The organism is Nocardia sp. CA-128927 (assembly GCF_050955855.1).
Taxonomy (GTDB): Bacteria; Actinomycetota; Actinomycetes; order Mycobacteriales; family Mycobacteriaceae; genus Nocardia.
Map to the genome: position 1 here is coordinate 6,555,619 of NZ_CP192087.1, position 15,264 is coordinate 6,570,882.

General features: G+C 63.0%; 10 protein-coding genes. 5 read left to right on the forward strand and 5 right to left on the reverse strand.

From position 1 onward, the window contains the following. Positions 1 to 641 precede the first annotated feature (641 nt). The gene (locus ACQPW1_RS30285; protein ID WP_433655183.1) at positions 642 to 2,027 is read right to left on the reverse strand and encodes an IS1380 family transposase; all 1,386 of its coding nucleotides are present in this window, start codon (positions 2,025 to 2,027) and stop codon (positions 642 to 644) included. A gap of 399 nt (positions 2,028 to 2,426) precedes the next feature. Here ACQPW1_RS30285 and ACQPW1_RS30290 point away from each other — a divergent pair, with 399 nt between their 5' ends. The 5 genes from ACQPW1_RS30290 (at position 2,427) to ACQPW1_RS30310 (ending at position 6,815) form a co-directional block, all read left to right on the forward strand. Further along, positions 2,427 to 3,560 (forward strand): IS701 family transposase, encoded by a 1,134-nt coding sequence (locus tag ACQPW1_RS30290; protein ID WP_433654850.1) that lies wholly within the window; start codon positions 2,427 to 2,429, stop codon positions 3,558 to 3,560. Continuing rightward, positions 3,557 to 3,721, forward strand: a complete 165-nt coding sequence (locus ACQPW1_RS30295) for a hypothetical protein (protein ID WP_433654852.1) — start codon at positions 3,557 to 3,559, stop codon at positions 3,719 to 3,721. Before ACQPW1_RS30290 ends, ACQPW1_RS30295 begins: the two co-directional genes overlap by 4 nt. A gap of 311 nt (positions 3,722 to 4,032) precedes the next feature. After that, positions 4,033 to 4,863 (forward strand): hypothetical protein, encoded by an 831-nt coding sequence (locus ACQPW1_RS30300; protein ID WP_433655184.1) that lies wholly within the window; start codon positions 4,033 to 4,035, stop codon positions 4,861 to 4,863. 89 nt (positions 4,864 to 4,952) lie between these two features. After that, positions 4,953 to 6,338, forward strand: a complete 1,386-nt coding sequence (locus tag ACQPW1_RS30305) for an IS1380 family transposase (RefSeq protein ID WP_433655183.1) — start codon at positions 4,953 to 4,955, stop codon at positions 6,336 to 6,338. A gap of 213 nt (positions 6,339 to 6,551) precedes the next feature. Next, a complete protein-coding gene (locus ACQPW1_RS30310; RefSeq protein WP_433655185.1) occupies positions 6,552 to 6,815 on the forward strand; it encodes a hypothetical protein in 264 nt (87 codons plus the stop codon). Positions 6,816 to 6,924: 109 nt separating this feature from the next. Here the strand turns inward: ACQPW1_RS30310 and ACQPW1_RS30315 are convergent, their stop codons facing one another. The 4 genes from ACQPW1_RS30315 to ACQPW1_RS30330 form a co-directional block, all read right to left on the reverse strand. After that, complete coding sequence (locus ACQPW1_RS30315; RefSeq protein ID WP_433655186.1) at positions 6,925 to 7,257, reverse strand: hypothetical protein; 333 nt, start codon at positions 7,255 to 7,257, stop codon at positions 6,925 to 6,927. Between the two features lie 39 nt (positions 7,258 to 7,296). Beyond that, positions 7,297 to 7,605 (reverse strand): WD40 repeat domain-containing protein, encoded by a 309-nt coding sequence (locus ACQPW1_RS30320; protein ID WP_433655187.1) that lies wholly within the window; start codon positions 7,603 to 7,605, stop codon positions 7,297 to 7,299. A gap of 453 nt (positions 7,606 to 8,058) precedes the next feature. Beyond that, positions 8,059 to 11,430, reverse strand: a complete 3,372-nt coding sequence (locus ACQPW1_RS30325) for a PA14 domain-containing protein (RefSeq protein WP_433655188.1) — start codon at positions 11,428 to 11,430, stop codon at positions 8,059 to 8,061. Positions 11,431 to 11,495: 65 nt separating this feature from the next. Further along, positions 11,496 to 14,519 carry a PA14 domain-containing protein gene (locus ACQPW1_RS30330; RefSeq protein ID WP_433655189.1) on the reverse strand — a complete coding sequence of 1,008 codons (3,024 nt, stop codon included), beginning with the start codon at positions 14,517 to 14,519 and terminating at the stop codon, positions 11,496 to 11,498. Positions 14,520 to 15,264: the final 745 nt, after the last annotated feature.

Sequence of the window (15,264 nt, forward strand, 5' to 3'; positions counted from 1 at the left end):
GAACAGCAGCAACCGGATCAATCCATTCGAGACGGAATTCGTGATGCCGGAACTACACGCGCTGCGACTCGTATTACAGTCGCGAAATTCAGTGCCCTACTCCAGCGTCCCGAGCGGGTTCGATTCTCCAATTCGCCACCGGGCCAACATGTCTGGAATCAACGCGTCGACCAGCCTGCGGTCGCGCGAAATAGACATGTAGTCCATGCGGATTCGGCACACCTGGCAGCCACCACGCAGTCACAGAAGAGACAGGACATCAAATGGCCTGATCGGCAGGACATCTCACAGAATCGGCCGTCTTGCCGATCAAACGCGCCGCCGAAGGATAGACGTAGTACGTTGCTGCGCAACTTGTTTGAAGACCTTCAAGGCGCTATTCATCTATGCACGCTCCCCCAACACGGGATTGACTGATACCTAACGACATCTGGGACGAATACCCCGCCTCCGAATTACGGTACAGTTAGCCTCGATCTTTCGCCGGGTTGATGTGCTGGCCTGATCGGGTTCGGATTGGGTGTTTCGGTCGTAGTTTTCCGGTTGCGGGCAGGGCAGCTGGCCCGCGCAGCGGGCTGGCTGCCGGGTTCCACTGGCCCGGGTGGTTGGTTTCCTTGGTTGCAGGGACGGTTTCTGGCTGGTCAGCCGGGTTGCAGGCGTGCTGCGGCGGTGGTGAGCAGTTCGGTGTAGGGGGCGTGCCGCGCCAGGTGCAGTGTGGTTTTGCGGGCATGGCGGGCGATGCGTCCGGCGGCTGAAAACAGCCGCAGCCGTAGCGTTTTCGGTTCCCAGCGACGTGCGGGGTGGTCGTGCAGGGCGAGTGTCTGCATCCAGGCGGTCAGGTCGAGTGCGAGCGCGACGACGGCGAGCCAGATGCGGTTGGCGTCGAAGCTGTGGAACGGAAGATTGCGCAGGCCAGTGTCTTTCGCGTTTCTGATCCGGTCTTCGCAGCGGGCCCGCTGGCGGTGACGCAACTCGAGGTCGGGCAGCTGGCCGCGGGTGGTGTTGGTGACGAACGCGGTCAACCGCATCCCGTCGCGGTCGGTGAACCGCAGCTGAGCACCGGGGTGTGGTCTCTCTTTCCTGACGATGAGCCGCATGCCGGGCGGCCATCCGGTCAACTCGGTGATGCCGGTGACTTCCACGACCCAGGCGCCGTCGCGGACCTCGCCGTCTGCGTCGTAGGCCGGTGTCCAATCCTGCGGATTCAGGTGGGTGCCCATGGCGGTGACGATCTCGTCGGTGAGAGTGAACCCGACCGAGTACTGCAGCCGGCGGCGGTGGCAGTAGTCGAGGAACTCGTGGGTGCCGCCACCGGAATCGGTGCGCACCAGCACTTTCCGGCCGACCCGCCATCCCGGCTGCCACGGCAGCTGAGCGAGGGCATCGCGGAGAACCTGCTTGTGGTCGGCAGCGGTATTACTACCGGCGTTGCCCGGCCGCAGCATGGGCGCGGCGGGCTCGCCGGTGCCGGTGCGACCGTGGTCGATGAACGACCACAGCGAGTGGAAGCCGAAGCCCCGCTTGAACGTCGGTGTGGCGTTCTGTTTTTCCGAGTGCGCGTCGGTCAGGGTGGCGTCGAGATCGATGATTAACGGATCATCGATGTTGATCCCGTGACCGGGGGCGTTCGGCCCAGCCACGGCCCACGCCTGCGCCCGCGCGTCCGCGCGTGCAGAAGCGATGGCGGCCAACGCTTTCGGTGCCTGGGCAGCCAGCGCGGTGATCGTCCGCGACACCGTCGGATCCGAGGCCACCAGACCGAACACGCCCGGCTCGGCCCGTAACAACGCCACATCCGCGGCGCAGTCACCACCGACCGCGAGTGTCACCGCCAAATCCAGCACGATCTTGCCCGGGTCGTGGACAGCCATCGGTTTGCGCCACGGCCCCAACTGTTCCGACAAACCCCAGGTCAAACCAGTTATCTCGGCAGTACGCAGCAGCAGTGCCGCACCTGCGTGTGACACCACGCCCGCACCGTCACCGTCGATGGTCAGCCGCGGATACGGCGATATAGACTTGCCCACCAGAAAGGTGCTCCAAAACCTCGATCAATTCAGCCTTCGCAAGTCGAATTATCGCAGGTCGGAGCACCTTTCGCCATTCCCGCCGCAGGTTAGGCGCCATTACCATGATTGGCCGAGGTTAGATCAAATGGGGAGCCATCATCTATGCCGACTGGGGAGCGGGACACCAGGGTTTTCCTGGATAGTGGACACCGAGTCCTGCGTTCTGGAACACTCATCCTGTCGACCACGTGGATGCGGCCGGTCTGGTTGTGCCTGTGAGCGCACTCCGCATCACCTACCCGCGAGCACGCGGAAGCGCGGAACCAGCGAGTGCCTTACGCTGCTCTCAGAATCTCTGCACCTCTGCTCTAATACTGCAACGACACTCAGTTGAGTAGTTGCTGGTAGTTCTGTTGTGTGGTGTTGGATCGTGTTGTGGCGGAGTTTGATTCGTTGATGAGCAGGATCGGGGCCCGGTTCACGCGGTCTGAGCCGCGTGCTCGGGCGGGTGAATATGTGTCGGGGCTGGTCGCGGGTCTGGAACGCAAGAACGGGTGGACCGTGGCCGAGCATGCCGGGGAGGCAGGCCCACAGGGGATGCAGCGGTTGTTGCGGAAGGCGGACTGGGATGTCGAGGGTGTGCGCGACGACGTGCGTGATTACGTCATCGAACATCTCGGTGATCCGGAGGCGGTGCTGGCAGCCGATGAGACCGGGTTCCTGAAGAAGGGTGTGAAATCGGCTGGGGTGCAACGGCAGTACTCGGGAACGGCCGGACGCACCGAGAACTGCCAGATCGGAGTGTTTCTGGCGTATGCGTCCACGCACGGGCACGCGTTGATCGATCGGGAACTGTATCTGCCCCAGTCGTGGACCGGTGACCGTGACCGCTGCCGGGGCGCGGGCATCCCTGACGAGGTCGAGTTCGCCACCAAACCGCGGCAGGTGATCGCCATGCTGGAGCGGATACTCGCCGCCGGGGTGCCGTTTCGATGGTTCACCGCCGACGAAGCCTACGGCCAGGCTGGTTACCTGCGTGACTGGCTCGAAGAACGTGACGTGTTCTATGTGATGGCCACCCGATGCGATCAGCAGATCACCACCCGCGCCGACCGCAGTGCCCGCGCTGACGCCCTGGTCGCCGAGTTCAAGGCTTCGACGTGGCAGCGGCTCTCGGTCGGTGCCGGCGCGCACGGGCCCCGGGAATTCGACTGGGCGCGCCGCCAGATCGAGGGCACCTGGGCAGGTGGGCGCGGGCACTGGCTGCTGGCGCGGCGCAGCATCAGCAACCCGACCGAGATCGCCTACTACCTCTGCTACGGCCCAGCCTCGGCGCGGCTGGTCGATCTGGCCTTCACGGCCGGGTCTCGCTGGCACATCGAGGAAGCGTTCCAACAAGCCAAGGGCGAGGCCGGACTCGACCACTACCAGGTCCGATCCTGGCGGGCCTGGTACGCCCACATCACCCTGTCGATGCTCGCCCTGGCCTGGCTGGCCGCGTCCAAAGCCATTGCCGCAAAAGGGGACTCGTCGACCACGACGAAGGCATGATCGCGCTGACACTACCGGAGATCCGCCGACTACTCGTCGCACTCGTCCTCACCCGCCACCATGACACCGATCACACCTGGGCCTGGTCGAGATGGCGACGCCGCCGCCAATACCAAGCCCGCCTCTCCCACTACCGACGCCGCGGACACCCCCTCAACTGAGTGTCGTTGCAGTATTAGCCGACGTACGCACCCGGGTGACCGCACCCGGAACACTGAAGACCTACGACACCCATTGGAAATGCCTCGATCGCGTGTGGGGCGCTCGCCGTATCGACGAACTGACCGTTGGGTGACGTCGCCGGTATGCGCGATGCCGCGCGGCACAATGCCAAACGCGATCGCAACAGCCGCGACGGAGCTGGTCGAAGGCATTCGGTTCAGGTAAGCCGAAACCGATGGTGGGGCAGAGCAGCTCAGTTCGACAGGGAAGTCATCACTTCTGGTCCTGACGGAGGAGGAGTCGGAGCACTTTGTACGCCGACGCTCGTCGGTGTGAATTCTTCGCGAAGATCGCACTCAGTGCGGCGATCACCACTGTCGCGGCATACATACAGCCGCCGGCGGCCATCAAAGGAGTGAAGTGCTGGCCCAGTCGCAGGATCTCGTTCATATCGAAAGTTCTTCCCGTCCGGTCGATTTCCGGCAAGCGAATCCCGCGGGTGCTGCTAAAATCCCTAGCCTCAGGCAGGGACATCCGTCCGGCCGTATTCCGGTCCGGATCCGGACGCGACAGGTGGGGCATGGGAAGTACGTCAGCCGCCGACGCGTTTGGCGATGCACTGTTCGAGCTGTACGAAGCGGCGGGCTGCCCGCCACTGGCCAGGCTGGCAGCGCTCGGCTCCCGAACGGCGCCGAAAATCACCCTGACCACGTCCTCGCTGAACGACTGGTTCAACGGGAAATCAGTGCCTAGCAACCCGGCCGCCGTGCGGTTGCTCGTGATATTCCTGGGCGAGCGAATCACCGAGAACGGCAGCCGGCGGGATAGCCTACGCCCGGTCAATTGGTGGCTAGACCTCCGCGAACTCGCGTGGAACGAGACCCACATCCGCCGTGGCGGGCGCCCGCGCAAACCACAGGAAGCGCCCGAGGTCGGAGTGCGCATCGACGAGAAAAGGCGACTGACAAGGCGGGTCGGCGGCCAGGTCCTGACCTACGGCACGATGCTCGTCGAGCCGGATCGGGTGGCCCACGGGGAAGGGGTAGTGCTCCGCGCATCCGCCCACAGCAGACTGCCGCACACCGTGTTCATCACGAACATCGACCTCTTAGCCTCGGCCAATCATGGTAATGGCGCCTAACCTGCGGCGGGAATGGCGAAAGGTGCTCCGACCTGCGATAATTCGACTTGCGAAGGCTGAATTGATCGAGGTTTTGGAGCACCTTTCTGGTGGGCAAGTCTATATCGCCGTATCCGCGGCTGACCATCGACGGTGACGGTGCGGGCGTGGTGTCACACGCAGGTGCGGCACTGCTGCTGCGTACTGCCGAGATAACTGGTTTGACCTGGGGTTTGTCGGAACAGTTGGGGCCGTGGCGCAAACCGATGGCTGTCCACGACCCGGGCAAGATCGTGCTGGATTTGGCGGTGACACTCGCGGTCGGTGGTGACTGCGCCGCGGATGTGGCGTTGTTACGGGCCGAGCCGGGCGTGTTCGGTCTGGTGGCCTCGGATCCGACGGTGTCGCGGACGATCACCGCGCTGGCTGCCCAGGCACCGAAAGCGTTGGCCGCCATCGCTTCTGCACGCGCGGACGCGCGGGCGCAGGCGTGGGCCGTGGCTGGGCCGAACGCCCCCGGTCACGGGATCAACATCGATGATCCGTTAATCATCGATCTCGACGCCACCCTGACCGACGCGCACTCGGAAAAACAGAACGCCACACCGACGTTCAAGCGGGGCTTCGGCTTCCACTCGCTGTGGTCGTTCATCGACCACGGTCGCACCGGCACCGGCGAGCCCGCCGCGCCCATGCTGCGGCCGGGCAACGCCGGTAGTAATACCGCTGCCGACCACAAGCAGGTTCTCCGCGATGCCCTCGCTCAGCTGCCGTGGCAGCCGGGATGGCGGGTCGGCCGGAAAGTGCTGGTGCGCACCGATTCCGGTGGCGGCACCCACGAGTTCCTCGACTACTGCCACCGCCGCCGGCTGCAGTACTCGGTCGGGTTCACTCTCACCGACGAGATCGTCACCGCCATGGGCACCCACCTGAATCCGCAGGATTGGACACCGGCCTACGACGCAGACGGCGAGGTCCGCGACGGCGCCTGGGTCGTGGAAGTCACCGGCATCACCGAGTTGACCGGATGGCCGCCCGGCATGCGGCTCATCGTCAGGAAAGAGAGACCACACCCCGGTGCTCAGCTGCGGTTCACCGACCGCGACGGGATGCGGTTGACCGCGTTCGTCACCAACACCACCCGCGGCCAGCTGCCCGACCTCGAGTTGCGTCACCGCCAGCGGGCCCGCTGCGAAGACCGGATCAGAAACGCGAAAGACACTGGCCTGCGCAATCTTCCGTTCCACAGCTTCGACGCCAACCGCATCTGGCTCGCCGTCGTCGCGCTCGCACTCGACCTGACCGCCTGGATGCAGACACTCGCCCTGCACGACCACCCCGCACGTCGCTGGGAACCGAAAACGCTACGGCTGCGGCTGTTTTCAGCCGCCGGACGCATCGCCCGCCATGCCCGCAAAACCACACTGCACCTGGCGCGGCACGCCCCCTACACCGAACTGCTCACCACCGCCGCAGCACGCCTGCAACCCGGCTGACCAGCCAGAAACCGTCCCTGCAACCAAGGAAACCAACCACCCGGGCCAGTGGAACCCGGCAGCCAGCCCGCTGCGCGGGCCAGCTGCCCTGCCCGCAACCGGAAAACTACGACCGAAACACCCAATCCGAACCCGATCAGGCCAGCACATCAACCCGGCGAAAGATCGAGGTTAGTTGTCGACCACCGCCCTAACTTCGCCACCGACTACCAGATGGTCTCGCTCTCGGCGCTGCACTATGAAGTGCCGAATTCCGATATCAGCGAGACCGTTGAACTCAACGACGTCGCCATCCTTGACGGCCACGTCCCGGTGATCGACCGCAGGCTGATGCTCGACCCGTGCGGCAGCGTGGGGTCACAGCACACTCTGCGCTGCACGGTCTTCGCGATCAACCCTGGCCTGTGGGAGGGCCGCACTCCGCATCACGTACTTCTCGGACCGAACGCCGGAGGCGGAGCACACCGCACGATCTGAACCATTCCTGATAGCAAAGCGCTGATCGGAGTTGGATTGTCCGCCACCCCTGCTTTCGACCCCCACCCGGCGACTAACGCCCAAGAATGCCTCGACCTGCTCACCGCCTTCATCTCGACCACTGGCGACCGAACCGACCACACAATCGCTCGGCTGCGGACCGGTATCCGCCTGACAGAATTGGATGCGGCCGAGTCCGCCGAGGCGGAGTTCCGCCGGATCCCTGCGCAACAGCTCGACCATGCGGATCACCCGCACCCCAGCCGAGTTCGCACATCCACGCGTTCAGCAATTGTCGTGGCATACCTATGAGTTCGGCAGAGGTGAGGTCCCACATCCGCACGGTTCGGTCCATGCCGCCGGTGACCGCGGCCGGGCGACCGTCCACCACGGCGCACGCCACCGCCAGCACTGAAGCAGTGTGTCCCTCTAGCACGGCCACCGGATCACCAGTAATGAGGTCGTAAACCTGTACAGAGGGCTAGTCGCCGCATACGACCGTGATTGACCGACCACCTACCGCAGTGCACGCTATCGCGCGGACCGCGCCTGTGCCGGGACTGCCTCCGCCGCACAGCAATTGTCGGCCGGTCGCCAGGTCCCACACCCGTATCGATCCGTCCTCGCAACCGGTGACTGCGACCGGCCGGTCTTTCATTGTTGTGCAGGCTAAGGCCAGCACGGTGTGGCTGTGATTCAACACCCTGAGTTCCTCGCCAGACGCGAGTTCCCACACGCGCGCCGTGGCATCGTTACCGCCGATGACCGCGACCTCGTGCACATCCAGCATCGTGCAAGCCACCGCGTGGACCAAAACGGTTGCTTCGCGCCCGATTTCGACTGACCATTGTCGCCATCGGCCGCGAGCACTCGCTGTGCGACTCACGCGCAATCCGCGCCGCTTAAGGTGAAGGTCTCGGGCCTCTCGGGATGCCGATATATGCCTTCAGCGCCTTCTTCTAACCATTCCCCGGGGCGGCCAACTCCACAAACAGTCCTTCGGCTTATGGATTGCTTGCACTGACCGCACCCGGCTCGTCGGGCGCGTCTCAGCAGTTACCCCTCCAGAGCTTGGCCGAGTGGTATCGACGGATGCAATTTTGATATCAGACACGATCTATGAGCGAACAGCTGCTGAACAGCGCCCGATGCCGGATCGGTAACGTCGACGATCCTGAATTCCGGGCTCGTCGATACTATTACCTTTCCGCAGAACGCGCATGAGAAAGTTTCTAATATATCGTCAGTTAAGGCCATACCATCGCTCCTTCTCGATTTGGCGTTCAATCCAGTCATTATTGCTTTCTTGATTGGTAATGATATTGCCGCTACCAGGGTTTCTGATCGTGACGTGGCTGGTGCCATTACCTTGATCCCACACGTATACCTGGTTGCCGTTTTCGTCGTAGAGGACCCGTTGTGCGTTCGCTATTGTGTCAGAGGCACTGAGACCGCGTGCACCTGCTTGAATTTGGGAGTGAGTTGTGTCCTGTGAGGCCGGAGGTGCTCCAGGCGCTGGTGGAGGGGCTGGCACCGCTCCAGGCTGAGCTGCCGTTGTCGGCGGAGCAGATGCAGGTGCAGGTGTTGTCGCTGAGGATGGTTTGTCGTCACTCGGGAAGATGTTGATATTGGGCGGATCGATCGGATGTTCATGGAGGTAGATCCCGGCGTAAACGCCGATAGCAAGGGGAATAACCACACACACCGGGCAGTTGCCGGTGAGATCCAGGGAGTTGATCGGGTCGCCGTTGACGTAGTCGTAGTTGTTGGCTGATCCCCCGGGGACGGGGTCGGTTTGCAGGAACCGGCCAAGGATCGGTAGGTAGGTGCGAGCTCCCATCTCGAGGGCTTGCTGGCTGCCGACGTGTTCGATGGGGACGGTGTGCTGACCGAGCCATCCGAAGTCCATTCCGCCTTCGGCGGTGGCCGGAATCGGGATGTCGGCGAAGGCACCGGTGGCCGGGTCGATGTTCTGGCCGTAGGGCTCGAACAGATGGATCGATCCGGTGCGGGCGGCGGCGCCGTCGGCAGTGAACAGGATGTCGCCATGAATATTGGGGTAGGACCAGTTGCTGGTGCTCTGTGCGTAATTCTTGGTCAGCACGGCACCGCCGGGCAGTTTCAGTACCCGTTGCCGAAGGTTCCCAGGTCCGTCGAGGACGAAGTCGGGGCCGCCGGAGTCGGAGGTGAAGCCGTAACGGGTCACCTGTGCCGGGTTCGAGTTTTCCTGCACCGAACGTGCCGTGAGGCGGTCGGTGACGTCACGGGTGTAGGTGACTGTGCGTCCGGCGGCGGTTTTGGTGGTTATGTGCCTGCGAGTGGAGTCGTAGCCGAGGGTGTCGGTGCCGACCTTTGTCGCGTTGCCGTAGCTGTCGTAGGTGAACGAGAGACTGGTGGCGCCGTTGGTGGACAACAACCGGTCTGCGTCGTCGTAGCAGTAGTTGGTGGTGACTGCCGGGGCACCGTTGAGGTTGTCGGTGAAGGCGGTGCGGTTGGTGTTCAGCCCCGCTTTCTTGTTCGGTCCGCAGCCGTTGTCACCGTCATATGAGTAGCTGAGCTGATGGTGAGGCACGGTTGCCCTGACGAGACGGCCGATCCCGTCGTAGCTGTAGGCGTTGTTGTAATTGGTACCGCCAGTAGCGGTGTCGGTGATGGTCTCGTCGGTGATGCGTTGATCGCGAGAGCGGGTCACTGCGCTGGTGACCGCCGAACCGGGCACCTTCCAGGTGAGGGCTGCCGTCGAGCCGGCGTTGTTGTGAGTGATATCGAGGTTGGATCGGTTGCCGTAGGCGACGTTTTGCAGGATTCCTAGTTTGTAACCGGGGGTGGCGACAGTCGTCCCGTCTAAGTCCAGCCGGGTCAGACGCGACGCATCGTCCCAGAAGTACTTCAGAGCGGAGGAAGCTCCCTTGATCGTGCTGGTCTCAGTGGCTTTGCGCCCGACTGCGTCGTATCCGGTGCTGGTGGTAACCCCACTTGCGTCGGTATATGACACCGTCCGGCCGAGCAGGTCGACCACTTTGGTGGTCGATCCGCTGTCATCGCTGACCTTGAGCTTCAGCGGGTCACCACCGACGGCATAGTCATAGGTGCTGGTACGGGATGGCTGGTCGCCCATCGCCGGGTATGCAGTCTTGGCGAGTCGGCCACGGGTGTCGTAGCTCCGACATGACCACGGCTCATTGTTGGTGCGCATGGCGACGATACGTCCCGTGAGGTTGTACACCGTCTCGCCGACGATGGCCGCCCCATCCGCGTTCTTTGCTCCGCGGACGGTTTTGACCCGTCCCCCCTGGCTGACCGCGGCGGAGTTCGCCTCGCACGGGTTCACGCGGGTTTCGTTGTCCCCGTAGTAGGTTGAGGTGCCCCGTTTGTCGGGATTGGTGAGATCTCCAGCAGGCAATGCTGCGGCCAGTTGGCGCAGGAACCCTTGACCTGGCTGTTCGAACACAGAGCGGCTAGTGAGATTGAGGCCGCCCGGGTCGCCTGTCTTGGATACCGCCAACCCGAAGACGGGGTCTATCCCGTTGGTCGGGTCCGAGTATCTGGTCGTGATCGTCTTCGACGGTGCGCGTTCGACGTCGCCGCCGGAGGTGTTTTCGGTGACCAGGTTGGTTTCGAGTCCGTACCGGGGTGCCAGGTTCTGCCCTGGAACAGTCGCGGTGGCCGAACTTGGTGGTGTCCAGGTGAAGTCGAGCAGACCGCTGGTGCCGCTGCGGTTGTAGTAGTCGACCCGGACGCGATGCCAGCTACCCGCTACAGCGCTGGGGTAGGTCCCGCTCACGTCCGTAGCGGCTTTGTCGGTCCAACTGTCCACGATCAACGTCTCGTCGATCCACAACCGGACACCGTCGACAACGGTGAACCCGAGTTTGTATTCACCGGTGCCGGGGAATTTCATTTCGCCGATGAACCGACCGGACCAACCGCCGCTGTTCGCGACCGGCGGCGTCGAGCCCCAGCTACGTTTCAGGCTGCCGTCCGAAGTTCCGGCACCGGTAGCCCACTCCTTCGGGACACCCGCCAGGAATGGGTTGTCGTAGAAAGCGGTCTCCAACCCGGCCATGCCCTCGTCATAGCTCTTGTGGACATGCGACACTGTCTCCGCACACTCAGGCTTCGGCAACTGCCCGTCGAAACAGTCGGACGGCGCCGGACCATATTCGTCGATCAACCGGTCCGCGTGGTCATAGACCAACGTCGTACGGCGGCCGGTCGTGCCGATACGGGCTGTCGGCTTGTCTTTTGGGTTCCATTCGGCACGGAGGGTGTCCCCTGCTGCATCAGTCGAGGTGAGCATGCGCCCGGCGTCATCCCAGGTCATCGTGTGCACCGGCACTTTGTTGATACCGGCGATGTCGATGTACGCCTTGTGGCTGGGCGGGTCGTATCGATATCCGTGCGTCAACCTGCCACCGAGACTACGGCCGTCTGCCGCCGGTGCGGTGACCTTGATGGCTTTTAGTACTGGTGGTCGTGCAGCGGTGACGTCATCGTAGAGGGTGTCGTACTCGATCAGGGTGCGTTCGGTGTTGTCATTGAACGACCCCTGCCGAGCTCGCCAGTCGACGGCCAGACTGTCGCGCACCTCGTTGAGTGCCCCGACAGCGTCCATGGCCTTCTGCTTTTTCTCGGTGTTGTTACCTGCCTCGTCGTAATCGCGTTTGGCGTTGATCAGGTTCAGATAGGCCCGTAGTCCCGGATTTCGGCGCCGGGGTTCTCGATGCGGCCGAGCGCGCCGACGATGTACCAGAGTCGGGTTTCGGTGCCGTCCCAGTATTTGATGCGGCACAGCTTCTGGGCCGGCGCCGAGTACGTACCCGGCGGCAACGAGACTCCGCCATAGCAGTTGTTGCTGTTGTCGGTGTTGTAGTAGAGCGTGTGCGCCCTGCCCGATACCGGATCCTTGATCTGAGTCAGCCGTGCCGGGGCACCGCTGTAGAGATACTGCAACGAGGCGGGTTTCTTGCTGTCGGACACCTTCGACACCGCAGCCAAAGTGCCGTCAACGTTGAAAACCGACACCACACCGTTCTTGGTGACCGAGATCCGGCCACCGGCGTCGACAGCGAGAACACCGTCCTCATCTTTGGGCGGGGTGTAGCCGCCGGCCGAGGCCTTGGCCCAGCCGTGCTTGCCGCCTGCGGTGTCGGTCAGCACGACCGACCCGTCGAGCATCTCTGCATCGACGTACTCGCTGCCCATCAACCCGAGTGTCCATCCGCCCGGCAACGGCGACGGGTCCTGGGCGAACAGCGATTCAGTCTTGACGATCTGAGGGTTCCAGTTGTGGGTGCGCGATGTACCGGCGCCAGTAGTGCTCTTGGCCCACAACACTGTCTGCGGCCTGCTCGTCGTACGGTGATACAACTCCACCTTGATGGGCACCCGCTGCCCGGCGGTCAACGAGACGTCGGTGTTCTTCTTGGCGGTGGCCTTGGAGAAGTCGGTGCTGACAGCGGAAGGGTTCGGGTTGTCGTAGGCGAGGTTGTTGTCGATCCAGATCTTCGCGCCGTCGGCGTGGGAGCCCGCGAAGCTGAAGTCACCGGTCACCGGCGCCCGGAAGTAGCCTTCCCAGCGCACAACGAACCACTGCTTGTCCAGCGCGGCCGGCATCGGATCTTCCCTGAAGGGAGAGTTTTCCGGCACGTTGGACCAGACATTGCCCCAGTCCAGATTCACCTGAGCCTCGTTACGTACCATCACCGGCGTCTCATCGGCGGCACCGTTGTGATCGGCATCGTTGAAATACGACGCCCGCACACCATTGCCCTCCCCGCCCTGGCGCGAGTTGTACGCGAAAGTCACACCCGCAGAACCACCGAGCGCCTCGAACACCGGGCCTGCAGCCTCGGTTTTGGCGTTGCCGTTGAACAAGTTGACCGTGACCGGCCCCACCTGCTCGGTCGGCGCGGGCCCGGCATTACCGATGCGCTTGTCAACGGTGAAGTGGCCAACCCACTTCGACGGCGTCGGCGTCGTTGCACCGGATGCCACCGTCGCTACGATCCAGCTGTAGCGGGCACCGTCGCGCAGCACATGCTCAGGCACGGTCCACTTCGGCACGCTCAGGCAGCCGGAGTCGACCACGCTGCCGGAGCGGCCGTCGAAGCCGGTGGAAATCTTGAAGCAGTACTTGACCCCGGACCCGGCCGGGCTGACCTCCAAGATCGGCATGTCGGTTGCGATCACCGAATCCTCGACCGGGGCAACCAAGTTCACCTGCGGCCCCGGAGTGGGGTTGGTCGGATCAGTCGGGTTCGTCGGGTCCGTGGGGTTGGTGCCGCCGTCGCTGTAGTCGACGATCAGCGCGGCCTGTAGTTGTTTGTAGGTGTAAGTATTGGCGGTTTCGGCGCCGCCGAGCATGAACCAGGTGTTCTTGTCGGGAGCTTTGACACGCTCGCCGAGGTAAGTGCTCAGCGCGGGCGCAGTGAGGGAGCCGGATTCAGCGATACTGGCCGAAGCCAACTCCGGGCCGAGCGCGCCGAAGCCAAGCGGTGTGGTGGCTTGAAACAGCGTCAGTTGTGATGCGGGCTTCATTTCTACCGGCGTGGCCGCCAGCTTCAGATCCAGGCGCGCACCGGTCACGGTCTTGCCTGCCAGTGGTGCGAGGTCGTAGCGGATCGCCGAGCGCCACAACACGTTCTGGCCAAGCCAGTCGCGCGCGTTGCCGGTCCGGATGCCGCAGTTCTGTGTGCACGGCGCGGCACCTTGCTGGTAGGCGATCGATTCGGCTTGCTGACCGAATCCGAAGGTGTAGGTCGGATCGACCACGACCGGGAACTTGCGGGCAGAGTCTTTCAACCACTTTGTATCCACAGCCACTGTGAGCTGCCATGCCTCACCGTCACGGGCCAGGGTGTAGTTGCCATCGGTACGCGCGGAGGGCCTCTTGTCCTTGTCGTTACCCGCGGAATCCCAGACCTCGATCGAGGGTAGCGCGGCGACGACCTTGCCAGCTTTGTCGCTGATCCTGACGGTCTTGCCGTCGACCTTCGGGGTCAGCGCGCCGGTGTTCAGCTTGAACACCCAACGTCCTTCGCCCACAGCAGAAGCGGACTTCAAGATGATCGATTCTTTGATCGCGTCTGCGGTCACGTCGTAGGTGACGTCGGTGTTGGGCAGGGCGTTGGCATAGGTCGCGGTCGAGCCGGTGACCTTGCGGCCAGCTTTGCCTGCACCCTTCAACTCTAGGGTGACCGGTGTGCCGTTCTGGTTGACCCGGAACAGATTCGGATCGTTGGCGAACTCGGCGAGGTCGATCCCGACACCGGTCCGTGCCGCGGTAACACGTTTGGAATCCTTCTGCTCCACCAGCCGGGTATCGATCGGATCCCAACCGCCCTTGCTATTGCGGACACTGACCGGCACCTGCGACAGCACCATCGTCTTGGTGCCGTTCGCGTTGGTGAACTCGACCGAATCCTCTGTACGCGCCGACTCTTTCGAGGTCTTCGGATCGAAACCGCCCTTCGCCGGAGCGGCGGCGGCGGTACTGCCTGCGAGCAATGGCGTGAAATCCGCCTCCGGCGCGGACTGCTTATTTGTTAGGGATGGCTTTGCTACTGCCTTCGACAGCATCAGCGGAACATCGCGCGGGTTCTTTCCTTTTGGCGCCGCAGCGGCCTCGGGAGAGACAACCACTTGCACCAATGTCGCGATCATCGCGGCGACCAACACGGCCGACCATGAAACGACTTTCAATCGATACCAACCTGCAGGGAGCCAACGCGCGAACGCGTCGCCCTGATGGCGAAACCTCATCACACTCCAAATTCCCCAAGCCCATCGACGGGCGTACTAAATCAGACAGAACAAACTGCCGCGTCACACGCAGATTTGCGTGGAAGTAGCGATACTGCAATCGAATACGTCGGAAGCCAGACGACAGCAAGCACGTTGGAGATTCGCCTCTGAATTACTATCCAGAGCCGATTCTGCAGCGCAGGGCTGCGATAACATGTTTTGAGAACCGGCGCTACGACTAGCTTGCAGTCGACGAGCCAAGTCAACTGGCATTCAGGTGAGTTCGATACCGCGACCCCCGCCGACCACCGCATCGAACAATGGCTTTCAAAGAGCGAAAGTATCGAATCTACTGGACAGTCCGTCGGACTCCAACAAAATGATCAGGCGGCGCGGACGACGCACGGATATACGTAGAGGCCACACAACTCGTTGGAAGCATTCACTTTAGGACGACATCCCCGATCCCCCTCCGCCAGCGCCTAATGTCTTGATAGCGACCGATATTGAAACATCAGCCAGCCACACGGGAGACGGTACAGCGGAACCAAATGGGGAGTATTCAGCCACCACAACTGGGGAGCCGAATTCTGGAGCGCCGGACACACGCCCGCACGGAGTCGCTCCGAGACCGAGCACCGGGGTAATCACCGCGACGAACCCGGCTGCGGAGCGCGGAGTCTGGCGCCACGGAGGTCACGCG

Bases quoted from the DNA above. Each gene is read 5' to 3' on its own strand.
- ACQPW1_RS30320 (WP_433655187.1), bottom strand. From the start codon at position 7,605: ATGCTGGATGTGCACGAGGTCGCGGTCATCGGCGGTAACGATGCCACG.
- ACQPW1_RS30310 (WP_433655185.1), top strand. From the start codon at position 6,552: ATGGTCTCGCTCTCGGCGCTGCACTATGAAGTGCCGAATTCCGATATC.
- ACQPW1_RS30295 (WP_433654852.1), top strand. From the start codon at position 3,557: ATGATCGCGCTGACACTACCGGAGATCCGCCGACTACTCGTCGCACTC.
- ACQPW1_RS30325 (WP_433655188.1), bottom strand. From the start codon at position 11,430: ATGGACGCTGTCGGGGCACTCAACGAGGTGCGCGACAGTCTGGCCGTC.